This is a genomic window from Acetilactobacillus jinshanensis, assembly GCF_004359375.1.
Lineage (GTDB): Bacteria > Bacillota > Bacilli > Lactobacillales > Lactobacillaceae > Acetilactobacillus > Acetilactobacillus jinshanensis.
The window spans coordinates 1,502,071-1,528,200 of sequence record NZ_CP034726.1 but is presented as its reverse complement, the minus strand read 5'-3'; the positions used below and the strand labels follow the sequence as shown (position 1 = coordinate 1,528,200).

26 protein-coding genes are annotated in these 26,130 nt (G+C 40.8%); 17 read left to right on the top strand and 9 right to left on the bottom strand.

What is annotated here, in order from left to right; translation table 11 throughout:
* The first annotated feature begins 1 nt into the window (after position 1).
* From ELX58_RS07380 to ELX58_RS07350, 7 genes are all read left to right on the top strand, one after another.
* Positions 2-748 (top strand): DUF475 domain-containing protein, encoded by a 747-nt coding sequence (locus ELX58_RS07380; protein WP_133442465.1) that lies wholly within the window; start codon positions 2-4, stop codon positions 746-748.
* Between the two features lie 19 nt (positions 749-767).
* On the top strand, positions 768-1,094 hold the full coding sequence (trxA, locus tag ELX58_RS07375) for a thioredoxin (protein ID WP_133442464.1): 327 nt from the start codon (positions 768-770) through the stop codon (positions 1,092-1,094).
* A gap of 164 nt (positions 1,095-1,258) precedes the next feature.
* On the top strand, positions 1,259-2,164 hold the full coding sequence (locus ELX58_RS07370) for a C39 family peptidase (protein WP_133442463.1): 906 nt from the start codon (positions 1,259-1,261) through the stop codon (positions 2,162-2,164).
* 221 nt (positions 2,165-2,385) lie between these two features.
* Complete coding sequence (locus ELX58_RS07365) at positions 2,386-3,141, top strand: C39 family peptidase (RefSeq protein ID WP_162614679.1); 756 nt, start codon at positions 2,386-2,388, stop codon at positions 3,139-3,141.
* Positions 3,142-3,270: 129 nt separating this feature from the next.
* Entirely contained in the window at positions 3,271-4,230 is a 960-nt protein-coding gene (locus ELX58_RS07360) for a C39 family peptidase (RefSeq protein ID WP_133442461.1), read from the top strand.
* Positions 4,231-4,382: 152 nt separating this feature from the next.
* Complete coding sequence (locus tag ELX58_RS07355; protein WP_162614678.1) at positions 4,383-5,411, top strand: C40 family peptidase; 1,029 nt, start codon at positions 4,383-4,385, stop codon at positions 5,409-5,411.
* Between the two features lie 266 nt (positions 5,412-5,677).
* Positions 5,678-6,223, top strand: a complete 546-nt coding sequence (locus ELX58_RS07350) for a LysM peptidoglycan-binding domain-containing protein (protein ID WP_133442459.1) — start codon at positions 5,678-5,680, stop codon at positions 6,221-6,223.
* A gap of 76 nt (positions 6,224-6,299) precedes the next feature.
* Here the strand turns inward: ELX58_RS07350 and ELX58_RS07345 are convergent, their stop codons facing one another.
* The 4 genes from ELX58_RS07345 to ELX58_RS07330 all read right to left on the bottom strand — a co-directional run bounded on the left by ELX58_RS07345 (position 6,300) and on the right by ELX58_RS07330 (position 9,992).
* The gene (locus ELX58_RS07345; RefSeq protein WP_133442458.1) at positions 6,300-6,734 is read right to left on the bottom strand and encodes an ACT domain-containing protein; all 435 of its coding nucleotides are present in this window, start codon (positions 6,732-6,734) and stop codon (positions 6,300-6,302) included.
* Between the two features lie 105 nt (positions 6,735-6,839).
* The gene (locus ELX58_RS07340) at positions 6,840-8,060 is read right to left on the bottom strand and encodes a D-alanyl-D-alanine carboxypeptidase family protein (protein ID WP_133442457.1); all 1,221 of its coding nucleotides are present in this window, start codon (positions 8,058-8,060) and stop codon (positions 6,840-6,842) included.
* A 203-nt stretch (positions 8,061-8,263) separates the two neighbouring features.
* Entirely contained in the window at positions 8,264-9,190 is a 927-nt protein-coding gene (locus tag ELX58_RS07335) for an alpha/beta hydrolase (protein ID WP_133442456.1), read from the bottom strand.
* A 13-nt stretch (positions 9,191-9,203) separates the two neighbouring features.
* Entirely contained in the window at positions 9,204-9,992 is a 789-nt protein-coding gene (locus ELX58_RS07330; protein ID WP_162614677.1) for a tyrosine-protein phosphatase, read from the bottom strand.
* A gap of 158 nt (positions 9,993-10,150) precedes the next feature.
* On the opposite strand from ELX58_RS07330, the gene ELX58_RS07325 reads away from it, so the two are divergent.
* Positions 10,151-10,993 (top strand): aldo/keto reductase, encoded by an 843-nt coding sequence (locus tag ELX58_RS07325; protein ID WP_133442454.1) that lies wholly within the window; start codon positions 10,151-10,153, stop codon positions 10,991-10,993.
* Between the two features lie 147 nt (positions 10,994-11,140).
* On the top strand, positions 11,141-12,352 hold the full coding sequence (locus tag ELX58_RS07320; protein WP_133442453.1) for a hypothetical protein: 1,212 nt from the start codon (positions 11,141-11,143) through the stop codon (positions 12,350-12,352).
* A gap of 78 nt (positions 12,353-12,430) precedes the next feature.
* Here ELX58_RS07320 and ELX58_RS07315 read toward each other — a convergent pair whose 3' ends face one another.
* Positions 12,431-12,625, bottom strand: a complete 195-nt coding sequence (locus tag ELX58_RS07315) for a hypothetical protein (RefSeq protein WP_133442452.1) — start codon at positions 12,623-12,625, stop codon at positions 12,431-12,433.
* Positions 12,626-12,741: 116 nt separating this feature from the next.
* Between ELX58_RS07315 and ELX58_RS07310 the strand changes: the two genes are divergently transcribed.
* Positions 12,742-12,996 carry a hypothetical protein gene (locus ELX58_RS07310; protein ID WP_133442602.1) on the top strand — a complete coding sequence of 85 codons (255 nt, stop codon included), beginning with the start codon at positions 12,742-12,744 and terminating at the stop codon, positions 12,994-12,996.
* 263 nt (positions 12,997-13,259) lie between these two features.
* Here ELX58_RS07310 and ELX58_RS07305 read toward each other — a convergent pair whose 3' ends face one another.
* Both ELX58_RS07305 and rlmD read right to left on the bottom strand, forming a co-directional pair.
* Positions 13,260-13,514 carry a hypothetical protein gene (locus ELX58_RS07305; protein WP_133442451.1) on the bottom strand — a complete coding sequence of 85 codons (255 nt, stop codon included), beginning with the start codon at positions 13,512-13,514 and terminating at the stop codon, positions 13,260-13,262.
* A 47-nt stretch (positions 13,515-13,561) separates the two neighbouring features.
* Entirely contained in the window at positions 13,562-14,947 is a 1,386-nt protein-coding gene (gene rlmD, locus ELX58_RS07300; protein ID WP_133442450.1) for a 23S rRNA (uracil(1939)-C(5))-methyltransferase RlmD, read from the bottom strand.
* A gap of 270 nt (positions 14,948-15,217) precedes the next feature.
* On the opposite strand from rlmD, the gene rbsU reads away from it, so the two are divergent.
* A complete protein-coding gene (rbsU, locus tag ELX58_RS07295) occupies positions 15,218-16,114 on the top strand; it encodes a ribose/proton symporter RbsU (protein WP_133442449.1) in 897 nt (298 codons plus the stop codon).
* A 78-nt stretch (positions 16,115-16,192) separates the two neighbouring features.
* Here rbsU and ELX58_RS07290 read toward each other — a convergent pair whose 3' ends face one another.
* Positions 16,193-16,531 (bottom strand): hypothetical protein, encoded by a 339-nt coding sequence (locus ELX58_RS07290; protein ID WP_133442448.1) that lies wholly within the window; start codon positions 16,529-16,531, stop codon positions 16,193-16,195.
* A gap of 153 nt (positions 16,532-16,684) precedes the next feature.
* Entirely contained in the window at positions 16,685-18,997 is a 2,313-nt protein-coding gene (gene helD, locus ELX58_RS07285) for an RNA polymerase recycling motor HelD (protein WP_418621002.1), read from the bottom strand.
* A gap of 335 nt (positions 18,998-19,332) precedes the next feature.
* Here helD and trpS point away from each other — a divergent pair, with 335 nt between their 5' ends.
* The 6 genes from trpS (at position 19,333) to ELX58_RS07255 (ending at position 26,129) form a co-directional block, all read left to right on the top strand.
* Positions 19,333-20,352 carry a tryptophan--tRNA ligase gene (gene trpS, locus ELX58_RS07280; RefSeq protein WP_133442601.1) on the top strand — a complete coding sequence of 340 codons (1,020 nt, stop codon included), beginning with the start codon at positions 19,333-19,335 and terminating at the stop codon, positions 20,350-20,352.
* A 21-nt stretch (positions 20,353-20,373) separates the two neighbouring features.
* A complete protein-coding gene (locus tag ELX58_RS07275) occupies positions 20,374-21,285 on the top strand; it encodes a Ppx/GppA phosphatase family protein (protein WP_133442446.1) in 912 nt (303 codons plus the stop codon).
* A gap of 30 nt (positions 21,286-21,315) precedes the next feature.
* Entirely contained in the window at positions 21,316-22,278 is a 963-nt protein-coding gene (locus ELX58_RS07270) for an IpaB/EvcA family protein (protein WP_133442445.1), read from the top strand.
* 33 nt (positions 22,279-22,311) lie between these two features.
* Positions 22,312-23,175, top strand: a complete 864-nt coding sequence (locus tag ELX58_RS07265) for a DUF72 domain-containing protein (protein ID WP_133442444.1) — start codon at positions 22,312-22,314, stop codon at positions 23,173-23,175.
* A 50-nt stretch (positions 23,176-23,225) separates the two neighbouring features.
* A complete protein-coding gene (gene metG / locus ELX58_RS07260; RefSeq protein WP_133442600.1) occupies positions 23,226-25,280 on the top strand; it encodes a methionine--tRNA ligase in 2,055 nt (684 codons plus the stop codon).
* A 75-nt stretch (positions 25,281-25,355) separates the two neighbouring features.
* Positions 25,356-26,129 (top strand): TatD family hydrolase, encoded by a 774-nt coding sequence (locus ELX58_RS07255; RefSeq protein ID WP_133442443.1) that lies wholly within the window; start codon positions 25,356-25,358, stop codon positions 26,127-26,129.
* Position 26,130: the final 1 nt, after the last annotated feature.

The window sequence follows — 26,130 nt, the reverse complement described above, 5'->3', positions numbered from 1 at the left end:
TTTGATCCATATTTTATCAAACCTATATGGAGGCTTCTTCAGTCTTCATAACTGGGCTACGGTTTTTGATTCCACTGGTGATTGGGTTCTGATCTTTTCCTTGATCATCATGGAATGTCTGTTAAGTGTTGATAATGCGGTGGTATTAGCCGCTCAGACCCAGGTTCTGCCGACTAAGAAAATGCGTAAGGATTCCCTATTTTACGGGATTTGGGGTGCATACCTGTTTCGGTTCCTGGTTATTGGGATTGGAACATACATGATCCACTTCTGGCCAATTAAAATCATCGGAAGTGCATACTTACTGTATCTGGTTTATAAATTCTTTAAACCAGGTGCTAAAAAGCAACGAAAATTAAAGAAACAGAAATCCCGGGCTGGTGAAAGTCAACGGGGGTTGTTCTGGCGAACCGTTGGTGAAATTGAACTGATGGACATTATGTTCTCAGTTGATTCGATTCTAGCTGGGTTAGCGCTATCCAGTAACCCGGTAATCGTCTTGTTAGGTGGTTGCATCGGGATTGCGATCATGCGTGGTGTAGCTGAAATCATCATGGTCTTAATGGATAAGATCCCAGAACTTCAGCCAATGGCCTACGTGTTGATTGCCATTATCGCAATTAAATTATTTGCTTCGATTCCAGCCATTAATTTTCAGGTGCCACCGCTTTGGTTTGGTTTGATCGTGTTAACCTGTATTGTCGTGACGATAATTATTCATATCATTCGTCAACGAAGAGCATCATAGAGATAGGAATGACGTTTTGATGGCAACCGTAATTACTAAAGACAATTTAAAATCAGAAACGAATAACCCGTTAACTGTGATCGATTTTTGGGCCCCTTGGTGTGGTCCTTGTAAAATGATGAAACCGATCATGGATCAATTAGAGAATGAATTTAAAGGCCAAATTCATTTTGGGTCATTAGATGTATCGCATCAGCAAAAATTAGCTGAAAAGTATACCGTGATGAGTATTCCAAGTTTAGTGATCTTTGAACACGGTAAGGCTCATGAAAAGGTGACCGGGTATTATCCCAAGGCGCCATTAGCTAAATTTCTGAAACAGAAACTCGCTGAGATTAATAAATAATAATTTAATATTAATTAAATTTGAAAGACGTTTGATTATTCAAACGTCTTTTTTTAATATTCTATTAACATCTCATTAACGTGGCTGTAAACGAATGGTAACGCTAGTCCTTTATACTACACGGTGGAATGAATAGATTTTGAATATGGATAAGGAAATTGAAAATGTTTAAGTCAAAGCAATTAATAATCTTTGTAGCCACTGGAGCATTGCTGACGCTAGGCGGTGTCAGTGCAACCAGTTATAGCCATGGTAATGTCATGGTTAATGCGGCAAGTGTTCAACAGCAAACACAGTACCAAATTCAGTCTGCCAGTCGCCGTCGATTAAGGGTGGTTAAGCATGATGCCCGTCTGTGGCAGCATCCGTACAATCCCGGTGTAAAGTCTGTTGGGAACGTTGATAGTCTAGCGGGCACTAATAAAGTCGTCCACCTTAATTTAGAGGCTAAAGTTGATGGGAAAGTTAGATATTATCAGATTGGTCGTCAAGGTCGAACGTTAGGCTGGATCGATGCAAAGGATTTAGCGATTCCTAAAGTATATATGCTACCGTACCGCTACGTTAGTCAATTTTGGCCATCACATGCTGATGACGCCTGTGAAGCTGCCTCGTTAATGATGGCTTTAAGTGTGAAGGGTAAAGGAATGCACACTCCGTTACGAAACGTCGTTAAACGAATTCCACGAAGCACTAATCCTCAAGATGGTTATACTAAAGATCCGTTTAAATTAGGGACTGGAGCTTCAATTTATCCACGTGCTCTAGCCAAAGTTTCTCGTCAGCAGTTTCACATTCGTGCTAAAGACATTACTGGAGCTTCAAAGAAAGAACTGATCCATGATGTTACTCATGGTAACCCGGTCGTTTTTGCGGGATCGTATAAAATGCGAGATACTCAGTCCGACCATAGTTTAGTCTTACTGGGATATCGTCGTGGCTATTTCTATTTTGCGGACCCGTTTAGTAAACGTTATGGCAACGTTATTGACGGTTGGGTCAGCACCAGTCAGTTTATGAAGATCTTTACCGCTAAGAAACGTGGCGCTCGAGCTTTATTAGTATATTGATTATGAGTCGATAATTAATATATTATATTAGGTAAGGAAAACGAGGGGTGTTTCACGTGAAACTTAAAACAACGTTACTTATTATAATAAGCTGTTTAGTTTTAAGCTTCGTGAATCTACAAACTCCAGTAAGGTCGAGTTCTTCCAACGAAATTCGAACCGTTAAGATAACTAGGCTTCATCACGCTAAATTAAAAATGATTAGACAAAAGGGGTGGTCCGTGTATAACCGTCCCTTTAGTTTACACTCCAAAGCGGTTTTAAACACTCGACAATTACATGGTCAATTAGTTAAGCCAACGACAAAGGCCACTCATGATCATCAAATTTACTATCGAATTATTCATCGGAGTCGAGTTTACGGTTGGGTTAACGCTCGTTGTTTAGCAACGCCTCGTCAGTATATTCTGCCGTATCAATATTATAGTCAGCTTTATCCGCTGTGGGCACCGGAAGCTTGCGAGGCAACTAGTTTAAAGATTGGTCTAAGTGCTAAGGGCCTAGCGAATGATGTGGGCTTGATGTACATTGTTGATCACATGCCGGAAAGTTCTAATTCTAATAAGGGCTTTAGCGGTAATCCGTATAAGGATAATTCTGGCTTTTATTATTGGTGGAATTTAATTAAGCACGGCTTTAACAGTATTTTTAGTCAAACGATTTATCCAAAGCCCCTTGCAAAATACGCTCGGCACTATGATCCAGATGCCCGTAACATTACCGATGCCAAGAAAGCTAAACTAATTCAAGAGGTTAAACATGGTAATCCCGTCGTTTTTGTGGGCTCATTTCAGATGATTGACACCAACAGTTCGTATCACATCTTAACGTTAGTTGGTTACAAAAAGGGCCACTTTTTGGTGGCTGATCCATACCGATATTTAGGTCAACGTCACCGAATCTTTTGGGTAAAAACGACTCGTTTCATGAAGATCTTTGATAATCAGTTACGTGGTCGGCGAGCTGTGGCGTTATAACGCCAGATTTGAGTAAAATCAACTTAAAAATAATTCCATAACCGGTTAACGTGTTTCTAAATCTTTTGTACAATGTAAATAACACAATTTTGAAAAGAACTAAATTAACGAAAGAAGTTTTTTCTGAATATGAAAAGCAATTGGCTAAAGTTAGTGGCCGTTATAGTTATTTTATTAGCTGTTATCGTTGGTTATCGACATGAGAAGAACGTTGCTAATTATAATCGGACCCGAGTAACTGCGGTATCATCGGTTCGCCACCGGAGTCCCAATAAGATTCAGGGACAACCAAAAAATCTTACTAAGCATTACCGCATCCTTTTGAGTAATTCTAAGACCCAGCGAGTAACTAGCCTTGAAAACATCTACCGAAATCCTAATCACACAAAACAGACTCAGATTGGAAATACCAAGACTCTACTTCAAAACCCGAAAAACTTTACCAATTTAGTTCAGGTGGATCAAAAGGCAGTTGCTAAAAATAAACCGACCTTTGATCACATTATGCGTCAAGGTAAGCCGATTGGCTGGGTAAACGCGAATGCCGTTCACTCGACTTCAACATACGTGTTACCGTACGTCTACATTAGCCAGTTCTGGCCATCAGCTGCAGAAGACGCGTGTGAAGAAGCTTCGTTAAAGACCGCCATGAGTACGCAGAATAAGGCTATGAACGTTCCGTTACAGCAGATCGTTAAGCAAACTCCGCGGAGCAAGAACCCGAATGTTGGTTACACCAAGAATCCTTATAAATACGGTAGTCACGCAACAATTTACCCCGATGCAATGGTAAGGATCGCTCGGAAGTATGGTGCTCAGGCTAAGGATATTTCCGGTGCTACCAAGTCACAGTTTATTCAGGAAGTTACCCATGGCCATGCCGTAGTCTTTGAAGGTCCATACATGCTAAAGAAGCCTGGCTCTGATCATGATTTAGTCATCTTAGGTTACCGAAAAGGTCAGTTCTTCGTTGCCGATCCGTTTGCCCGTCATCATAAGAGTCCAAAGACTCGTTGGGCATCGACTAGTTTATTGATGCGGTTATATAACAAGAAGTTCCGTCATCAGCGCGCATTAGTTGTTGAATAAAATAATCATCATTAAATGAAAAGGTCATTTTTATAAAAAGTGGCCTTTTTATAATGGAAATGTAACAATTATAGGTATTCTGTCTTGTTATAATAAAATTGTTACTTTTTATAAGCAAAATAAAATATACATAAATGGAGACGATGTACGGTATGAAGATTAGTAAGTATCTATCGTCAGCCTTATTATGCTCAGTTGCTTTATTTGGGCTAACGACGTTGTCAGTAAGTGCGAATGGCAGTAATGAAAATCCATCTGGACAAGGTAATTCGTATGCGGTTACTAGGGAAGTACCTCAAAATAATAATGATCAGATTAACTATGCTGATCAAAAAGGTGCCCATCGAATTTATCAACCTAAATACGGTTTTATTAAGGATTTAAATAATGGCCATAGTCATTATCTTAAAGGTTGGTATAACAAGAACGTTAAGTATAGTCAGAAAGCCACGACTCAAAATGGGACCTATGTGAAAACGCCTCATGGCTGGTTAAATACGGATGCGTTTAATCAATTTGTAATTACTCACGGACCACTTAATTATAAGATGCAGGTAATTCATAACGCCAAATTATATAATCAACCTGCCCATACGACCGGTGTCCAAGTCCTTGCGACTACTCAACAGTTAGGTTTATACCATCACTGGATTAAAGTTAACGCCCATGCCGATACTAATTTGATCAAAGGTTATTATCGTTTTAATTATAATAATCAACAGTACTGGATTCCTGGCCAGGACGTCATGTTTAATTTAAAGGCGTTACGTGGACATAACCGAGCCGTTGAACGGGTTATCGCTACCGGTGAAAAACTGATTAACCATTCACCATATGATTACAACACGACCCGTCGTCATTATGATTGTTCAGCCTTTATTCATCATATCTTAGCTGCCAATGGTCACAGCATTAGTTCATCGATTTATTACCAAGCTCAAACCGGTCGTCACGTTAACTTCCACCATATGAAACGTGGTGACATCTTCTTCATCCAAGCTAGAGGACAAGGCTATTTAGCTCACGTCGCCATGTACCTAGGTGACGGTTTATTTATGCACGATTCACCAAGTAGTGATAACGGCGGTGTCGACGTATCCAGTCTTCATGACAAGGTATGGAACTGTAATAATAAATATCGGGCTGTAAAGCCTAACGGTATCGCTCGCCGAGTCATTTAAAAAGTAAATTTAGATTAGTAAGAAGACCATTTTTTGTAACGAAAAATGGTCTTTTTTGTCTTTTTAATGTTTCAAGGATGTTACGAATGTTACATTTTTAACGTTTTTCTTAATTTACGTGATAAGTACGTGTAAAGGTTCTCCCTTAGAATTGAAAATGTTAGGCGTAATCAAACGGAATTTGATTAATTTTCGTATTTAATTTTGATGTAAACACGCCGTTAATTTACTAGGAGGAACCACATATCAATACTAGAAGCAAGAGTTTGAGAGTCGTCTTAATTTCTATTGTATCGTTTATAATTACCATTGCTTTATTTGCAATGATCGCAATGTCCGTGTCTAGAGCTAACGCTACTAGTCAGATTATCGTTCACACGGGAGATACCATTAGCTCCATCGCCCATAAATACCACGTTTCGGAAACTAGTTTGATGGCTAAGAACCACTTAACTGGTGGAGCTACTTTACGGAACGGTCAGCTCATTACCTTACCTGGTGATGACGCTGATTCCAGTTCTCAGGAATCGTCAGGTAATCAAGATACCCAGGATACAGTAAGTTCTAATGATAGTCAGAAGTTACCTAAGGATGAACAATCCGCTAAAGACTGGATTGCTTATCATGAATCCCGTGGTGAATATACCGCTAATAACGGTCACTACTATGGTAAATTTCAATTAGATCCTAGTTTGTTACATGGTGATTTATCACCATCTAACCAGGAAAAAACTGCGGACCGTTATGTTCATAACCGTTATGGGGATTGGATCAAAGCTAAGCAGTTTTGGGAAGCCCATAACTGGTACTAATCGTTAATAATTAAAGAAAATTAAAGGCTGTCAATTTAATTGACGGCTTTTTTATTTAGCTAAATTACAGGATTGATTATTCGATTGATACCAAATGAACGTCACGTGTCCCTGGAATTGCGCGGATCAACGTTAAAATGTGGTGCATGGTTCCCGTCATGGAACTTAAGTCGAGTGAGATCACGACGCTGGCGACATTATGGATTGGGATGTTTTGGTTAATGGTCAAGATACTGGCGTTGGTTTGGGAAATGTGTGACAGGACTTTCGATAGGATTCCCCGTTGGTTCTGCAGCATTAACGATATTACGGCTTTTCGGTGGCGCCAGCGGTTATTAGATGTAAAGACATAGTCTTTGTATTTATAATACGTTCCACGACTGATGCCAACGATTTTTACGGCCTGGCTAATTTGTTTGACTCGACCGCTTTTGACTAGGTCTCGAGCTCGAATTACCTTACCAAAGGTACTTGGCAAGATCGAACTGTCCACGATGAAATACTTTTTCAAAAGAAACGACCTCGTTTTGTTTTGATCTAAATTAAGTATTGCACAAATTTAAGTAAAATAAAAAGGCGATCATTAATCGCCTTTTTATAATTCTTATATTAATGATCAATTGTTGTATAAGTCTGAGTACTTATAGACGAAGTTCATTAGATCGTTATCTTCACCGAATTCACCGCTATCGTCTAGAAGAACGGTAATTAAACGATCTTTACCAGGTTTCTGGCCGGTTCCAACCAAGCACAGACCAGCTCGAGGTGTGTAACCCGTCTTTAGGCCATCAACGTATAGATTTGGCCGATTCCAGTATTGACCTGGAAGGTTTCGGTTGGCATTATGAAGGTTCTGTCCATCTTCCGTATAATTATTAATCTTAGTGTATTTAAGGATGGATGGGTAATCCTTCAGTAAGTAGTAAGCAATGATTGCTAAACTTTTGGCGGATACCATGTTACCGGAGTAGTAGCCGCCTTTGACCCAGTAACCATATGGTGCTAAGTCATCATTTTCTAGACCAGAGGCAGAGGTAAAGGTTGCTCTTAAGTGCCATTTCCGAGCTTGACGGTTCATCATCTTAATGAAGTTGCGGTTAGTACCGCCGACTAATTCACCAAGGCGTATGGCCGCATTATCATCAGAGGCAATGATCGTGGCCTTGAATAAGTCACCAACACTGTATCGCTTGTGAGCTTTGAAACGAAAGGCATCAAAGGCTGGGTTCCGGCCCATCGCAATTAACGGTCTAGAAATGTGTAACTTATGGTACCAAGCATGCGGATGTTTAGCTAATTTCTGTTCAGCTAAATAGAGCGTCATTAACTTGGCGGTTGAAGCAACTAACCGTTTCTGATTAGGGTGCTTAGCCCAGACGATCTGACCAGTTCGGGCATCCATGGCAACACCAGCTTTACCCTTAGGTAAACTGTAGTGATGCCCGTGAATCAAATGATAGGTACCAACCAACGAATTACTTTGATTTTGCTGGCCCTGATTTTGGTCATTGTTATTCTGATTGGTGCTATTATCCTGAGTATTATTCTGTTGATTATTTTGAGTATTAACGGACTTGGTATTATGTCTTGATACTCTTGGTAATCGACGATTCTTAATTATCCGTGGCTGCTTACGATTATTCTGGACTTTAACGGGCTTGACTTGCCGTTGTTGTGTCACACGAGTTTGATGTACCTGCTGTTGTCTCATTGGTCGAGCTTGGCGTGTTGTTTGCGTTCTGTACACACGGCTAGCGTGAGTTGGCTTTTGACTAGTAACGGCAACCATGCCCAAGGAAGCCATTAGTGTCAACGCTAATTTAGTAACTTTTTTCATATAATATTCATCCTTATAATGAAATAATTAATTTTTATTATGTTTCTAATTTCTAATATTTATTTACCACTATTAACGTTATCACGCTTTAGGAAGGTTGACAGTTAAGCTTCCGTTACAAGTTCTTTAAACGCTTGTAAAATAAAATGACCACTTCAAAATTGAAGTGGCCATTCAGCTAGTAATTTAGATTATTTGATTAGTTAGTAGAAATAATCTTGTAAAAATGCGTTAACGTGATTTTTATAATTTTGCGGATTGATCCAAAAACTTTCAGCATGGCTGGCAAATGGTACGACCCAAAGTTCTTTTGGCGCATGCGTAGCGTGATAATTACGGTAGCCCATGTAGGTCGGGACGTAATGGTCCTGAGCACCGTGAATAAAGAAGATTGGTCGGACGTTCTTGGATAACTGGTGAGTCGTTGAAGCATCGGTAATATAATAACCGAGGCGGTGACGAGTAATGGTACTAATCATCGGGTCGAACGGGTATTTTGGTAAATGGTACCAGTGACCTAAAATGTAATCTAATTCGTCACGGACACTCGAATACCCGCAGTCATCGATGATGGCCTTGACCTGTTTCGGTAATTTATCACCACTGAGCATTGCCACGATGGCACCACCCATGCTGACACCAAATAGCAGGATCTTTGAATCCGAGCCGTTGTGTTCGATAACTTCTTGGATCCAGTGCTGGTAATCAATCTGATCGAGCCAGCCAAAACTGATGTATTTACCGGCGCTTTGACCATGGCCACGGTCATCAGGCATTAAAATATTGAAGCCCAGTTCGTAGAACATCTTGGCGTAGTTAGCCATGGTTTCACGATTACCACCGAAGCCATGAGCGATAATGACGGTCCGCTTAGTGGCTTTAGCGTTAGGGATGTACGTTGCGATCATTCGTTCATGAGTTTTCTTTTCGTGGACGTACCAGGTTTGTTTAGGAATCTCGTGATACCAGTCAATGTAACGATAGTATTCACGAGCGTAACGTAACATTCGTTTGGACGGTGCCGGATATTTAGCACGTCGGTGGGTTGCCGTGTGAAAGATTTTTTCACTGATTAAAAAGCTGCCAACACCAATGGCAAGCGGAATGCTCCATAGCCATGACTTTTTCATGATCAAATGCTCCTTATCGTGGATCGATTAGATATAATCTCCGTAACTTAACGATTTTACGGTCGTTTAAACGTAGGTATTTATGTTCAAACCGGTACCAGGTACTGTATTTCTTCTGAACTTCATCCATTGCAGAATCAAAGTAGTCACTGGAAACGGTATACAGGGATTTAACGTTATCCATGAAATTGTCGTTAACGTTATATTTACGGTACTTATCCTGCTTAAGTTTAACGTAGGGGACCATTTCTTTTTCGGAGATCAGGTAATCCTGCTTAACGGTCTTTATATCAACACCTAACGTTAATAATAACATGGCAACACCCATGCCGGTTCGGTCTTTGCCTTGCGAACAATGAAGTAAGACAGCGCCTTTTTTACCAAACTTAAGGAAGAACTTGAATAATCGACGGTAATAGTGACGAGAATGATGACTATCGATCATGTGCCGATACATGAGCATCATGTGTCGATGACTCAAGGTTGGATCGTTAGAGAATCTAACCTTAAGATCCGTAATTTTAGGTGGGCGCTTGTTGCCGTGGATCGGGTTAAAGTAATATTTAACGCCATGGGGAACCCGATCGGGGTTACGATTGACTTCACCTTCTGATCGTAGGTCAACGTCACAGACAACGCCGTATTCTTTTAAGTATCGCTGTTCATTTAAATCTAAATGTGCCAAATTACCGGCTCGAACGACACGGTGCCATTTGGTAATTCGACCATCATAGGTGGGGTAACCACCGACATCTCGATAATTGAATCCATGTTTAATATTTAACAGACGATGATTTGCCATTAAAAACATTCACTTCTTCTTACGAAAATCCATAATTATATTTTAGATTAAATTTAAAAGAGACGGTATGCTATAAAGCAACTATTATAAATTTTTGCCACTTTTTCCTATAATAAAAGTAACACAATCATAGTTAAAGATCTAAAGGAGATTTTAAAATGATCGATTTTCACGGTGTAAAGATTCCCGCAATTGGAATGGGGACCTGGCATATGGGTAGTGATCCCGGTTTATATGATCAGCAGAAAGCAACTCTGCAGTATGGCTTACATCATGGTGCCACGGTAATTGACACGGCTGAACAGTACGGTAGCGGTGATTCAGAAAAGATCGTTGGTGATGCCATGAAAGGCTTTCCACGCCAGAAGATTTTTCTAATCTCTAAATTTTTACCGTACCACGCCACTAAACATGCCATGGCTGATGCTTTAGATCGTAGTCTTGAACGGTTAGGAACCGATTATTTAGACCTATATTTATATCACTGGCCAGGTGGCACTCCATTAGCTGAAGTCGTTAATAATATGGAAGCCATGAAAAAATCGGGTAAAATCCGTCACTGGGGCGTTTCTAACTTTGATCTCAGTGATATGAAAGAACTGTTAAGCGTTCCTGGTGGTCATGACGTTATGGCTAACGAAGATTTATATAACATTGGATCCCGTGGCCTAGATTATGAAGTCTTACCCTGGCAACGCAAACACGGAATCCCATTGATTGCTTATGCACCGGTTGATCAAGCGGATACCCGTGGAAACGGGATTATTAAGAACACAACTTTAGAAAAAGTTGCTTCTGAACATCATGCCAACGCATTTCAAATTATGTTAGCCTGGGTCGTTCGTGACGATCATACTCTAGCAATTCCACAAACCGATAGTCAAAAACACATGCAGGAAAATATTGATGCAGCCAAAATCAAATTGACTGACGATGACTTAAAGGCTTTAGATAAAGCATTTCCTAAGCCAACCCATAAGCAACTGTTAGACATTATTTAAATAATTAGTAATTCTATTAAGTAAGATTAAACGATCCTAGGGACAAATTTTTCCAGGATCGTTTTAATTTTGGTGACTATTTGTATTTAATTAATTAATGATTAAGATTAGATATATCATTTAAATAATTTTCGAGGGGAACTTTAGATGAATAAAAAAGCGTGTGAGCTATGTTTATTTATTGGTAGCTTATTGATGGTTGGTGACATTGATCTAAATACACCGGCAAGTGCTAAAATCAATCACAGTTATAAACCGCGTGTCAAACGGGTTGCTAATCAACACCAAATCAATCAGCACCGCTTAAATCAGCGTCGGTATCAACAGATGCAGAAAACGCATTTAGCTAACGTACGTAAGATCCATCATTATCAACGGGTTCATCAGCACCATCATATTCAGATTGAAAAGCGTAAGATTCGCCAGATTAAACGTCAAAAGGCTGCTAAGCGTCATCAAAATAGTTCCGTCGTTAAAAACCGAAATTACCATTTTGACGAAAATTATCGTAAAGATATCAGGACTGCTCAGCCGCAGAAATCATATCATGAAGTGGCTGGGAATGATCGGATAACGTTCAATCATCCCGTATATTTACGTTACATTAAGTACACCGGCCGTCGTAATAATCACGGTTATGAACATGGTGATCCCCAAAGTATCTCGATTTTGCCGAATGGCCATCTATACGTCTTGTTCAACGTTGGTCATCGAGATAGTTCGATTAACCGAATTATTGAATACAACGCCAAGAACGGCAAGTTGATTAAGGTTGGCCGTCGCTTTCACGGTGGTCATGGTCAAGGCTTGAGCTATGATTATCGAACCCACCAGTTATGGGAATGCATGAATCATTACCGAAACCATGGTTATCCGCGTGGCATTATCCCAAAAGTTTTGATCCTATCTAAAATTGATCAAAAGAAATTAAAGCCCACTGGTCATTGGTTAAAGATCCGGACTAGATACAAGTTAGGCGAAAACGTGGCTTATGATAAATCTGGTGATTACTGGAACGTTTCAAGAAATTATTATAAAAATAAACGAATCCCGATTGACAGTCTACAGATTTATCGTGGCCAGGGTCGAAAATTAAAGATGGTCAAAGATATTCTCCACAGCCCAAGCGCATGCATTCAGAATTTAACGTATAATCCTGATACGAACCGTCTCTATGTGGTTGGCAACGGTGTAATTATGAGCTTTCCAATTAATAACCTTAATCATTTAACTAATCATAATATTAAGGTCGCGGTCATGAATCATCATTCTGAATTTGAAGGTCTGGCTTTTTGGAACCATCGCGCTTATTTGTTGGTTCATCCGGATTTGATTTTACGTAGTAATAAGAATTTCTAATAAATAAAAAGAGTGCTAATCTTGCGCAATTATAAAAACGTAAGATTAACACTCTTTTTGGTATGGATAATGTTTGGATTACTTCATAATCTTATAATTATCGACATCTTGCATGTTAAATTTTTTGGCACCTTTTTTGGTGTTTAATGATAAGACACCATCGTTTAAGCCGGTAACTTGGCCTACATATAAAGCATTCTTACTTTGGATGCGGACGGTCTGGTTCTTTTTCTGGGTTGCTAATAAGTTTTTGCCCATATCTTGAATGGTCATCGCAATTGCCTCCTTATCGTTATGTCTATTCTTATGATAATTCATATTCAGATAAAAATGTAGTAGAATAAGTCGTGTTATACTTATATCGTAACGAGGAGGGATAAGCTATGAAGATGACTGAACGTCAATTAATTCAGGAAATCTTGAACACCGTCGACGTTACTTACAGTTTCGAAGATGTCGATGAAGATAACAAACAATATACTCTGTTAATTACCCGTCAGAATAACGATCGTCGTGATTTAGACACTGTTAACAAAGAAATAAAGCATTACTTCAAGGACGCCGACTTCTCTTATAAAGAAGATTTACATCCTGATGATAATAAGAATATCGATGCTAGAGTAGTAATTGCTCGTCAGCACTAATTTCTGAATTTAAATTTACGGGGCTTAATTAATAAAATTAGGCCTTTTAATTTTACCTTGAGAAAATAAAAGCGTTCTGAATATATTTATTCAGAGCGCTTTTTTCGTAGTATTAGTAATTTTTAAGGTTTAATGTATTTATTCTTGATCAATAATTGTTTTGAGTGTTCGTCGGTTGGTACAAAGCCTTTATTGCTTAGATGTCGAAAGTACATCATGTTGTAGATAAAGGCCCAGAAGATCCGGGTGTACCAAAGGAATTGCTAGGTAACGACCACGACGGACTGGTGGATGGAAACCGCGATGCCCATTGCTAAAATGGCATCTAGGGCAACCATACAGAAGAAGTTGTACCAGTCATTACGAAAGATTGATGGCCAGATATTAAAAAATAGAGTGGTGAATGAAAAACCAACTTTACCAATTTTCACTTGACCGGTCTTCGGATTTTTCACGGTTGCGTAGTTTTCAGGTAACGGAAACATACCGTTAGTAAATTTAATTTTCGTAAATAACACCGCTTTCTTATCAAATACGACTTAATTCTAAAGTAATGCAGTCTAATTCACAAATTATGCCTAAGACTAAAGCTGGCGACGACTTCACAACGGGCCGTTTGTGGCATCATATCAATCGGTTGAAGCCAGTTGACCCGGTACTTTTCGGTTAACGGCTTTAAATCTCGAGCTAAAGTAGCGGGATTACAGGAAACGTAAACGAATTTCTTCGGGTGAGCAGCTAAAATAGCGTCGATTAACGGTTTAGCTAAACCAACCCGCGGCGGATCCACAATTAAAGCATCGGGGTTCCAACCGGCTTTAATCCACTTGGGGATTAAATCTTCAGCAGCCCCAACGTAGTAATGCGCATTTTGAATGTGATTCAGTTTAGCGTTAGCGTTCGCATCTTCGACGGCTTCAGGGATGGTGTCCATCCCACGAAGTTCCTTAACCTGATGAGCCAACGGTAATCCCATCGTCCCAACACCGGAGTAGGCATCAATCAAATGATCACCATGCTTTAAATTCAAAGCGTGTTTCACAACTTCGTAAAGTTGAGGAATCATGTAACTATTTAACTGTAAAAAGGCACGAGCCGATAATTTAAAGGCAAGGCCACCCATTTTTTCAGTGATTGACGTCTTACCAGCTAACGGAATCGTTCGGTCGCCCCAGATCATTGAGGTATCACCAGGATTAACGTTCTGCATAACGCTGGTAACTTCTGATAGATGGACAATAATGGCCTGAAGTAACTGTGATTTCTTAATTAATTTTGATGTATTGGTAATAAATACGACCTGAACGTCACGGGTATGTAAAGCCGCTCTAACGACTAACGTCTTGATGATTCCTGAATTATTGTCAGTATCATAGATTGGGTAATCCATATCCTGTAAGATCTTGACGAGACCACGAACGACCTTCATCGTGACGGGGTATTGTTCAGAACAGGTCTTTAAGTCGACCAAGTGATGACTGCGGGTTTGGTATAAACCAGCAATTATTTTACCGTTAACTTTTCGAACTGGGAACTGAAGCTTGTTACGGTACCCATAGGGTGTTTTCATCCCCATTGTTTTATGAACGCTGTACTGACGAAAGCCACGTGGACGATACTGATTAAGTGACTGCTTAACTAATGCTTTTTTGAACTGAAGTTGAGTAGAATACTTCATGTTTTCTAATTCGAAACCACCGACTTGATTAGCGTAAGCGTCAACGGGCTTAACACGAAGTGGACTCTTTTTGGTAATCTTAACGGCTCGGGCACGAATGTAATTCGGGTAAACTCTGGTAACCGTTGCAATTACTTTTTCGTTAGGCAAAGCCCCGGCGATAAACGCTAGTTTACGGTTAAAGTAACCAACGCTTTCACCGTTCACACCCATGCGGTCGAAACCGTTTCGGGTGGTAGTTTTAAATTGAGTGCCAACTGTAATTTCTGGCATTAAATAACTTCCTTTTGATTGTTCATAATAAAAAATTCGATCAAATTGTGAATCGACTAATAAACATTGTATCATCATTTGACTAGTGCCCGCGATGGTTGCGATATCTTAAAAATGGCCATCACAATCTTAATTTAGTCGCTTTACAACCCCTAAAAGTTGTTATACAATTCAAATTGTAAGTGCTTGCAATCCAACTACAAGCGAGACTCGCAGAAAAATTTGAATTAACTAAAAAGATCTAAAAATGTTTATGAAAGAGTGATATTTATGAGTAAGACGTTAGCCATATTAATTGGCCTTGGCCCATTTATTGGTTGGGGTCTGTTTCCGACGATTGCTTCTAAATTTGGTGGTAAACCGACCAACCAAATTTTAGGAGCCACGATGGGGACCTTCATCTTTGCGGTTATCTTTACGATGATCGGCCGGATGATGGGCTTCATTACGATCCCAGGCGGAATGGCATTCTTCCTATGTATGCTTTCCGGCTTTGGCTGGGGCTTTGGTCAAACGTTCCTATTCCAGTCATTCACTCACGTTGGTTCATCAATTGCCATGCCAATTAGTACGGCGCTTCAATTAATCGTTACCGCATTGTGGGGCGTGATTGCTTTAGGCAACTGGCCCGGTTGGAGTCATAAGTTGATCGGGATGCTTTGCTTATTAGTAATCATCCTGGGTGCCACCATGACTTCATGGAAAGAACATAAGACCGCCCAAGGTAGCAAACAGTTAAGAGCTGCTTTGATCTGTGTCTTCATTGCCGTAATCGGTCAGTGGTTATACTCAGCCGCTCCGCAGGCTGCGAACGTTACGAACGGTGCTAATGCATTCTTCCCGCAAGCTATCGGGATGGTGTTAACGGCCATCGTTTACGCACTCTTTCAAGTTAAGAAACATAATTTCTTTAAGGATAAGGTTTCTTATGTTCAGATTATCGCCGGTTTCTTCTTTGCCTTCGGTACGTTAACGTACTTGGTATCCGCTAACAAGAGCGTTAACGGGTTAGCAACGGCCTTTGTCTTATTGCAAGCATCCGTTGTCTTGGCAACGTTGACCGGGATTTACTTCTTACATCAGCACAAGACTAGTAAAGAAATGACCATTACGGTCATCGGCTTAGTTTTGATCGTGGGTGCCACGACCGTAACGGCATTCCTGTAATCGTTAGTTAATTATTAAAAAATAATAAAGCCGCATCTTTTTAAAAGATGCGGCTTTTTGTTATGTATCTAGAGGGAATTATTCCATCCCATATAGTTCGTTGATCCGGTAATTATTAACCCGCTGGAATAGGTGTAATGCAGCACCTAAAATTGTCGATCCAGCGTCCTTCATCTTGATATCACGCCAGTCATTACCGACAACGTCGTGGGATGAATAGTATGCTAAGTAATCTGATCCACAGTTATAAATGTGAATACTATCGATCATAAAGACCTGACCATGACTTTCTAAATCACGGTGAAGGTATAAGAAGTCATCGTGGATCCCATAGGTATTAATTCCAATCCCATGGTCCTTTAAGCCATCGATGATTTTTTTAAGTTGGTCCTTAGTTAAATCTTGAATCTTTGTCATGACAATCAGCTCCTCATTAAATCATGACAGTTTATAAAAACCGTAAGCTGTCAATATCCATAAAACAGTGTGTTGATTTTACACAAAAATAAAAGCTTCACCAATATTATACGTTCGGTGAAGCTTAAGGTTTAGTTATTATCAAATAATAAATTAATTAAATTGATGGTTAATGGTAAATTGTTTTGGCGAGACGTGCGACTTGGTAATCAACGGTGAAACCGGTCCAATGCTTAATAGCGTTAGATCATGCATGGCTCGCGTGGAAATGGTGTATAGCGTTCCCAACAGGCGCTTCTGATTGTAGTTATCTTTAGAAACGTTCCACGCAATTACGGAGTCAAATTCAAGGCCCTTTGCCAAATAAATCGGCATGATCAAAACACCCTGCGGGAGCGAACGATCGGAATCAGACATCAACGTCTTTTTAACGTTAATGTTTAGGTTAGTGTAGATTTTCTTGGCTTCTGCTAAGTGCTTAGTTAAGATCGCAACGGTATTGTTCTTTTTTAACTGCTGCCGAATGATTTGTTTAGTGGCCTTAATGGCTGAAGTCCAGTTATAACGAATTACGATCCGTGGCAGATCACCTGAACGGTTGAACGGCTGAATTTGATTGCCATCAGGCAATAGTGATTTAGCAAAGTTCGTGATTGGATAAGTTGATCGGTAGGATCGATTCAGTTTGATTAAACGGGGATGCTGAGCGGTTAGCGCGTTGTTTAACTGCTTTAACAATTCTTGTGGTGCCTGAACGTCCTTAAATAAAGCCTGTTCACTATCACCAATTAAGTTGAGCTTGGCGTTTGGAAAAGCGTGCTTCATGTACACTAATTGAGCAATCGAATAATCCTGCATTTCATCGACGAACAGGTACTTGATGTCATGATTAAGACCTTCACCAGTGATTAAATCTCGTAAGTAAAGCAACGGTGTAGCGTTATCCAAAGTTAAACGGTGAAGTTCTAACTGATGACTAAATTCCTTGATGGATTTTTCCCAGGCGGCTTTAGAGATGTCATTAGGTAATTTAACTTGCTTTAAGAAGTCCTGGTACTGAATATAAGGATCAAAGAATTCGTTGTTAAAGATTGCGTTATAGACTCGAGCCAAATGGTTCTTGGCGATTCGGTAGGCAATGTAGTGGCGTTGTCCTGACATCGACTGAATATCTTTAGCATGGGTCGTAGTAAAGAATTCGTTATATTGATCACTAGTTAAATTATCGACCCGTTTTTGAATCGGTTTGGTGTCCGCTTCGGCATCAATTCGGTTCTTCAGCATGGTGATTAAATCATTTTTAACGTTTAAGAACCGATCGGCGGGCTTAACGGCGGCCGGCTGACTTTCGTACAAAAGTTTAATGGTTTCCTTACCAAAGAAGATCCGGCCGTTGTACAGAATCTGAGAAAAGGCAAACTGATCGGCCTTTAAACTTCGGCAATAACGTTTAACAGCCTTCATAAAGGCAGCACTGTTCTTAAATTTACGGATCTTTAGTTGTTCAGTGCTTAAGGTGTGACTGCTTTCGTAACGTTCGAAAATGGTCTGGACCCGGAGGCCTTCAAAACGTTTTGACAGGAAGTCAGCTAACGTGACCTGACGCATGTTGTGTTCACCTAAGCTTGGCAGGACATCTGAGATGTAATGACTAAAGAGTCGGTTTGGTGAAAATAACAGGATCTGACTGACGTTAAGTGATTTCCGATCGTGGTAGAGTAAGAAAGCAATTCGCTGAAGAATAGCGGATGTTTTACCGGATCCGGCAACACCCTGAACCACTAAGAGATCACTCTTGGTATCTCGAATGATGTCGTTTTGATCACGCTGAATCGTGGCGACGATGTTATGCATGACGTGATCGTTCTTTTGGCCAAGGACGTGCTGAAGCATTTCGTCACCCACGATTTCGTTGGTGTCGAACATGTTTCGGATTTTGCCGTCTTTGATCAAAAACTGCCGCTTCTTTTTAAGATCGGTAACCTGACGGCCGGCAGGTGTCTTGTACGCAACTTTGCCTAACGTTCCGTTATAGTACACACTGGCAATTGGAGCTCGCCAGTCGAACACCAGAAAGTGATCGTGAGCGTCCACACACGATGCGGTTCCGATATAGAGCTTTAAGGCGTGCTTTTCACCAGGAAATTTCAGATCAATTCGACCGAAGTATGGCGAGCCCTTAAGTTGTTCCAATTTATATAGGTGATTGTAGACGACTTTTTCGACTCGCATTTCTTCACTGGCCATCCAGCGTTGTTCTTCTAATTCGGCCATGGTTTCGTTACGGTCATCAACTTCAAAATAGTTAACGGAGGTATCGTTACCGTAGTTCTGTAGAACTTGTTTGGTTGAGTTATGAGCCTTTTGATATTCGTTTTGGACTGATTTGATCTGACGATTGATCTCACGCAGAACGAAATTCACGTGTTGTTGTTCTCGATGGTATTCGTCTGAATTCAAATCAATACCTCCTTGCGTTCGTTAAATTCAAATTTATATTGATAGTCTGTTGAAATATTCTAAATACGGAAGCGTCGGTTGTCAACGAACGTCTACTTTGACAAAATTTTGAAGATTATATAGAATTAAGTTAAATTAAGTAGTCGAGTCACAATTGACAGAGAGGCCTGGAGCTGAAAACGGTCGGATGAAACGAAATGGATTAACGGGTAATTCCCTTATCGTTATTAAAGTGGCGGATGACCGCAATATAGGTGGTACCGCGCGTAAAGCGTCCTATTGTTATTCAAATAAATAGGGCGCTTTTTCAGACTCAAATATTAATGAAAGGATCTTAAATGATGGCTAAACAGGTAATTTTAACTGGTGATCGACCAACGGGTCGTTTGCACATCGGTCATTACGTTGGTTCATTAAAGAACCGGGTTAAGTTACAGAACACTGGCAAGTATAATTGTTACTTCTTGATCGCGGATACTCAGGCTTTAACTGATAACGCCCGTGATCCAAAGAAGATCCAGGATAGTTTAATTCAAGTTGCTTTGGATTACTTGGCCGTTGGGATTGATCCTAAGAAGTCGACGATCGTGGTTCAGTCTCAGATTCCGGCATTAGCCCAGTTGACCATGTATTACATGGACTTGGTAACCATTGATCGAGTGGGTCGTAACCCAACCGTTAAAACCGAAATTCGTCAGCATAAGTATGGTCGAAGCGTTCCTGCCGGTTTCTTTATGTATCCAGTTAGCCAAGCTGCCGACATTACGGCTTTTAAAGCTAACTTAGTTCCAGCCGGTGCCGATCAGGAACCAATGATTGAACAGACTCGTGAAATCGTCCACACCTTTAACCGAATTTACGGCAAAAAGATCTTGGTTTCACCAAAGGGTTACTTCCCACCGAAAGGCAAAGGTCGTTTACCAGGTTTAGACGGTAAGGAAAAGATGAGTAAATCCTTACATAATTGTATCTACTTATCAGATGATCCTGATACGATCACCAAGAAAGTTATGTCAATGTACACTGATCCGACCCACGTTCACGTTAGCGATCCGGGTCATGTTAAAGGCAATACGGTCTTTACCTATTTAGATGCCTTTGATAAGGATACCGCAACGGTTGACAAGTTGAAGCAGGAATACAGTCACGGCGGTTTAGGTGACGTTAAGATCAAGCGTTACCTTAATAGTGTTTTACAAGCTGTCTTGAAGCCAATCCGTGAACGTCGTGAACACTTTGCTAAAAATAAAGGTGCCGTCTACGACATGTTAAAGAAAGGCTCTGAAAAGGCCAACGTGGTTGCTAACCACACTTTAAAGCAGGTTGAAGACGCAATCGGAATTAACTATTTTGACAAGTAGATTTTTCAAAGGAACGATATAATGAAAAATCTAGTAATTATTGATTTAGGGTCGAATTCAATTCGAATGGCCATTAATAAACGTCAGCCTAACGGTAGTTTCAAAGAAATTAAACGACTTCGAAACCCCGTTCGACTCTCACATGACATGGGGCCTAAAAAAATTCTTCAGCCTACGGTTATGAGGCACGCGATTCAGGCGTTAACACAATTCCATACTATTTATTCTAAATTTGATGATTATAAAGTGATTGGGATTGCGACGGCTGCAGTTCGTCAGGCCCAGAACCAAAAAACGTTTTTGAAGATGGTTTACGATGCCATTGGCATTCACGTTAAAGTTCTGTCGGGGACCGAAGAAGCTGAATGTGATTATCTCGGTGTTAAAGATCAGATCAAAGCACCGCGTTACGTCATCATGGATGTCGGTGGTGGAAGCATCGAGATTATCTATGTTGACCATCAATCACATCATTTAATTAGCTTACCCGTTGGTGCCGTAAGTATTACAGAACGTTATCATTTAATCGATAACGTTAGTGGCGCTAACTTATTTGGTGCCCAGGAATATTTCCATAATTGGCTTAAACGAGTCAGTTGGTTACGATTTGTCCACCACGTACCGTTAATTTTATTAGGTGGTGCGCACCGAGCTCTAGCCAGAATGAACCTTGAAAGGGATAGCCAGCCCGCAAGTGCGTTGGGTGGCTACAGCCTTAGTCGTAAACAGATCTTTAAAGAATATCGTCATTTATTGGCAATGAATTTATCCCAGCGCAAACACGTTGACGGTTTGGAAACTAACCGAGCCAGCGTGATTATCGGTGGGTTATTACCATTGACGATGATGATGAACCACTTAGACATTGATGACGTCCACTTTTCCAACTGTGGAGTTCGTCAAGGTCTTATTAAGCACGCAATTAATGATTAATTAAATTCAATAGAAATAGCAGGTGAAAATATGAGTGATTTTAAACCGAATGCCCAGACCCAGAGTTTACTTAACGTGGTAAACCGGTTCTTCCCAGGTAAAGTTTCAGTTCAATTTATCGGCCATCAAAAGAGTGGCTTTGTTCGCCATGACCAGTCCCAAGCTGTTCAGGATGGTAGCAACATCATGATTCAGATCAATGACATGAGTGCCCCAAATTACACGGCATCACACGAACTACTCCATTTATTAATGGTTCTTCGTGGTTTTCCGCAGGTCTTCTTCTCCTTAACGACTGGCAATCAGAAGTTAGATGTCCAGTTAAAGGCTATGGGAATGGAACTGTATGACATCATTGCCCACTTTGTCGTGGTCAATGAACAACGGAAGCACCACTTAATTACAACTGACATCGAAAAGATGTACTTAAAGGGTGTTTATTCTTCGATCAAGCCCGAACCAAAGGGTAAGATTGATAACGAAATGGAAGTTCGTCTGGCAACTCTATTGGATGCAATCGTCTTTTACGGCAATTTGTATCCAGTTGTTCGACCACGTTTAATGAAGGATTTTCCGGTTTCCTTAAAGGCTGCAGAACATTTATATAAAGTCGTTACTGAAAAGCCGACCGATTCACCATTCGGGATGCGCAGAAACGTTGTTAAGCTCTTTAAGGCCTATGATGCCCAGTTAAAGAAGTGGGGATTACCACCGTTACAAAATACCGCGTACACAACGTTGACTAGCGTCTTCTCGATTCGTCAGTTGAATTTACAGGTTCATCAGTTGTTCAACATCTATCATTCTGAATTAAACGATGCTGAAACTAACCGCCGTGCTTACGTTGGCTTTAGTAAGACGGATGGCCAGAACTCATTTGTAATTCCTGAACCAAAAGGGAAACAGAAGCCGGAACTATTTATCCAGCAGTTATACGGAAAGACGGTCAAGGACTTATTCAAAGCCTTAAAGATGCCGTTCATCGTCCGTTAAGTTAATTTGTCGTTCATAAGGTCGTGATTCAACGTGATTAGTTTGAGTCTGACCACCTGGAGTGATCACCCGTTATTTACGAATCACCCGAAGGATTTTAACAGTAAAGCTACGTTGACTCAGTATGCATCTTATTTACCCGCGGTTGAAGTCGACATGCCGTTTTACCGAATTCCACCGGTTTCAACTGTCGAAAATTGGCAGCGTCAGGTTCCAGCTCAGTTTCAGTTCATTTTAAAGGCCAATCGGTTGATGACTAAGCATGATTATTATCACCCGGCAACACCCGATGAACGAAATATGGCGTTTAAACGGTTTCAGAAATGTGTTGAACCGTTAATTAAGAAACATCAATTAAAGACGGTTCTCTTTCAGTTCCCGCCGTATTTCCAACGGAATTCAAAGAATGCGAATTACCTAAAGGAAATTCGGAAACGCTTACCGAAACTACCGATTACCGTGGAATTTAGGAATCCGAGCTGGTACCGAGACCGCAAGATCGAAACGTGGGTCGCGGAATTACTAGCTCGACTCGGAATGACCGAAGCGATCGTTGATGAACCTAATAACGTGAATAACGGGGTGCCGTTTTTACCGGTAATCACTAATCACCATCTGATTGTTTTACGACTGCATGGCCGGAATAGTTACGGCTGGTTTCACCAGGGCAAAAATTGGCGAAGAACCAGGACGCTGTATCGTTATAGCCCTCAGGAGTTGAAGGACCTTGCTAAATTGGTTAAACAATTATCAAAGGACGCCCATGAGGTCTGCGTAATCTTTAACAATAATTCTGCTAAAGATGCCGCACCTAACGCGATGCAACTGAAACATCTGCTTCATCTGCATTTCAAGCACCTAGCGCCTCGACAGCCTCGGCAAATGAACCTCTTTTAGATTGAATATGCTATAATCGTTGTAACTGATAAGATACTCGTTGAGGGATGATTCATATGAGTAAACCAACATTTTATATTACGACCCCGATTTATTATCCGTCGGGTCGTTTACATATCGGTAATTCTTACACCACGATCGCCTGTGACGCATTAGCTCGTTACAAACGAGCTCGTGGCTATGATGTTTTCTTTCTGACCGGTACTGATGAACATGGTCAGAAGATCGAACAAAAAGCTGAAAAAAAGCATATGAAACCGCAAGCTTACGTTGATAAGATGGCGGCATATATTAAGAACCTTTGGAAGAAATTGGACATTTCAAATAATAAGTTTATTCGAACCACTGATGACTACCACGTCAAAGCCGTTCAGAAGATCTTCCAGAAGTTACAGGATCAGGGTGATATCTACCTTGGTGAATATAAAGGCTGGTACTCGGTATCCGATGAAGAATACTTTACTGATACCCAGTTAGCCGAAGTTTACCGTGATAAAAACGGTAAGATCATCGGTGGTAAAGCACCGAGTGGTCATGAAGTTCAGTTGGTTCACGAACCTTGCTATTTCTTTAAGATGAGCAAGTACGCCGGCTGGCTTCTTAAGTACTATAAAGAACATCCCGACTTTATCGAACCTCATTCTCGAATGAACGAAATGGTTAATAACTTCATCAAGCCGGGCTTACAGGACTTAGCCGTATCACGAACCTCATTCCACTGGGGCGTTCCGGTTAAATCTAATCCAAAGCACGTGGTCTACGTCTGGATCGATGCCCTGTCCAACTATATTACTGCATTGGGCTACGGCAGTAAGGATGATCATTTATTCAAGAAGTTCTGGCCTGCTGATATCCACATGGTTGGTAAAGAAATCGTTCGTTTTCATGCCATTTACTGGCCAATTATCTTACATGCTTTAGGTTTAGCATTACCAAAGCACATCATCGGCCATGGCTGGTTATTGATGAAGAACAGCAAGATGTCCAAGTCATTAGGTAACGTCATCTACCCAGAAGACTTGATTAATCGTTACGGCTTAGATGCCACCCGTTACTACTTATTGGACGCCGTGCCGTTCGGTAATGATGGTAGCTTCTCACCGGAAGACTTCGTTGATCGTGTTAACTATGATTTAGCTAATGATTTAGGTAACTTATTGAACCGAACTATTTCCATGATTAACAAGTACGAAGGTGGCATTGTTCCTAAGTACCAAGCTGGTGTTACTAAATACGACGCTGAATTAGAAAAGGTTGCTCAAGATTCAGTTAAGGCTTATCAGAAAGACATGGATAACTACGGTCGTTTCCAAGACGCCATCGCTGACGTTTGGACCTTAGTTCGCCACACTAATAAGTACATTGATGAAACCCAGCCATGGAAATTGGCTAAATCAGACGATGATAAGGCTCAATTAGATGCCGTAATGGCTCACTTAGCCGCTAGTTTACGTTTAATCGCTTTATTGATTAGTCCGTTTATGACTCAAGCACCAAAGCGAATCTTTAAGCAGTTAGGCCTTAAGTGGCAAACGGTTGACTTGAACGATCCTAAGTTATCGGACTTACCAGCTAACAGTCACGTCATCAAGAAGGGTGTTCCGATCTTCCCACGTCTAGATAAGAAGACCGAAGTTAAATACATCCAATCTTGTATGACCAAATCTGATAAGCAGAAGGGTCGTAAGGCTCAGGCTGCTGCAGCCAAGAAAGAAGAAGCTGCTAATAAAGATAAGTTCAGCCCAGAAAACACTAAGCTGAATTTAACTAAGAAACAGGTTCGTTTCGATAAATTCGAAAAGATCGAATTAAAGGTTGCTGAAATCAAGGCCGTTTCAAAGCTAAAGGGTGCCGATAAATTACTGAAGTTTACTTTAGATGCCGGTGACCATGGCTATCGTCAGATCCTGTCAGGGATTGCTAAGTGGTATCCAGATCCAAGTAAACTGGTCGGTAAGAAAGCAATTATCGTATCCAACCTGAAACCACGGAAGATGCGTGGTGCCATCAGTCAGGGTATGCTGTTATCAGTTCAGCATCCGGATGGCAAGGTTGAACTAGTTACCGTTCCTAATCATTTAGAAAATGGTTTGATCTTACAATAAATTTAATCGTTGGGCCACTGATCATCGGCTGAATGATCAATGGCCCTTTATGTTTTAAACATCAGGAGGAATACAATGCGACTTTTCGACTCGCATACTCATTTAAATGACACGCCGTTCCAGGGTCACGTTAAGCACTACATTGAACACGCTCATAAGTTGGGTGTTCAGAAAATGTGCATTGCGGGATCTAACGAACAGATGAACGACAGTGCTTTAAAGATCGCTCATCAATATCCAGGCGTTTACGCCATTATCGGCTGGCATCCCGAAGAACTAAAGAACTATAACGCTGACCAGGAAGCTAAGTTAAAACGTCAGCTTCATGATCCAGCCGTTGTCGGGGTTGGTGAGATTGGCCTTGATTATTACGAAAACCAGACTAAGCACGCTCTCCAGAAAAAGGTCTTTGCTAAACAGATCGAATTTGCGAAAGCCATGCATTTACCGGTTCAGATTCATACCCGTCGTGCGTTTCAAGATACTTATGACATCTTGAAGGCTGAACACGTTGAACAGATTGGTGGTGTCATCCATAGCTTCGACGGTAATCCGTACTGGGTTAAGAAATTCTTAAGCCTTGGAATGGATGTTTCATATAGTGGGATTGCCAGTTTTACAAGTGCTCACGACGTTCACGATGCCGTTAAGATGACACCGTTGAGCCGGATGTTGGTTGAAACCGATGCCCCGTGTTTGGCACCGATGCCATACCGTGGCCATCAGAACGAACCGGCTAACGTGCTGTATACTGTTGAAGCCGTTGCCCGGTTAAAAGACACGACTCCTGATAAGATTGCTGAACCGACGTACGAAAACGCATGTCGCTTATTTGGGATCGAGTATTGAT

Bases quoted from the DNA above. Each gene is read 5' to 3' on its own strand.
- ELX58_RS07325 (WP_133442454.1), top strand. From the start codon at position 10,151: ATGATCGATTTTCACGGTGTAAAGATTCCCGCAATTGGAATGGGGACC.
- ELX58_RS07315 (WP_133442452.1), bottom strand. From the start codon at position 12,625: ATGACCATTCAAGATATGGGCAAAAACTTATTAGCAACCCAGAAAAAG.
- rlmD (WP_133442450.1), bottom strand. From the start codon at position 14,947: ATGCCAGAAATTACAGTTGGCACTCAATTTAAAACTACCACCCGAAAC.
- ELX58_RS07320 (WP_133442453.1), top strand. From the start codon at position 11,141: ATGAATAAAAAAGCGTGTGAGCTATGTTTATTTATTGGTAGCTTATTG.
- ELX58_RS07330 (WP_162614677.1), bottom strand. From the start codon at position 9,992: ATGGCAAATCATCGTCTGTTAAATATTAAACATGGATTCAATTATCGA.
- ELX58_RS07290 (WP_133442448.1), bottom strand. From the start codon at position 16,531: ATGACAAAGATTCAAGATTTAACTAAGGACCAACTTAAAAAAATCATC.
- ELX58_RS07255 (WP_133442443.1), top strand. From the start codon at position 25,356: ATGCGACTTTTCGACTCGCATACTCATTTAAATGACACGCCGTTCCAG.
- trpS (WP_133442601.1), top strand. From the start codon at position 19,333: ATGGCTAAACAGGTAATTTTAACTGGTGATCGACCAACGGGTCGTTTG.
- ELX58_RS07310 (WP_133442602.1), top strand. From the start codon at position 12,742: ATGACTGAACGTCAATTAATTCAGGAAATCTTGAACACCGTCGACGTT.
- ELX58_RS07370 (WP_133442463.1), top strand. From the start codon at position 1,259: ATGTTTAAGTCAAAGCAATTAATAATCTTTGTAGCCACTGGAGCATTG.
- ELX58_RS07340 (WP_133442457.1), bottom strand. From the start codon at position 8,060: ATGAAAAAAGTTACTAAATTAGCGTTGACACTAATGGCTTCCTTGGGC.
- ELX58_RS07275 (WP_133442446.1), top strand. From the start codon at position 20,374: ATGAAAAATCTAGTAATTATTGATTTAGGGTCGAATTCAATTCGAATG.
- ELX58_RS07355 (WP_162614678.1), top strand. From the start codon at position 4,383: ATGAAGATTAGTAAGTATCTATCGTCAGCCTTATTATGCTCAGTTGCT.
- ELX58_RS07335 (WP_133442456.1), bottom strand. From the start codon at position 9,190: ATGAAAAAGTCATGGCTATGGAGCATTCCGCTTGCCATTGGTGTTGGC.
- trxA (WP_133442464.1), top strand. From the start codon at position 768: ATGGCAACCGTAATTACTAAAGACAATTTAAAATCAGAAACGAATAAC.
- ELX58_RS07270 (WP_133442445.1), top strand. From the start codon at position 21,316: ATGAGTGATTTTAAACCGAATGCCCAGACCCAGAGTTTACTTAACGTG.
- rbsU (WP_133442449.1), top strand. From the start codon at position 15,218: ATGAGTAAGACGTTAGCCATATTAATTGGCCTTGGCCCATTTATTGGT.
- ELX58_RS07360 (WP_133442461.1), top strand. From the start codon at position 3,271: ATGAAAAGCAATTGGCTAAAGTTAGTGGCCGTTATAGTTATTTTATTA.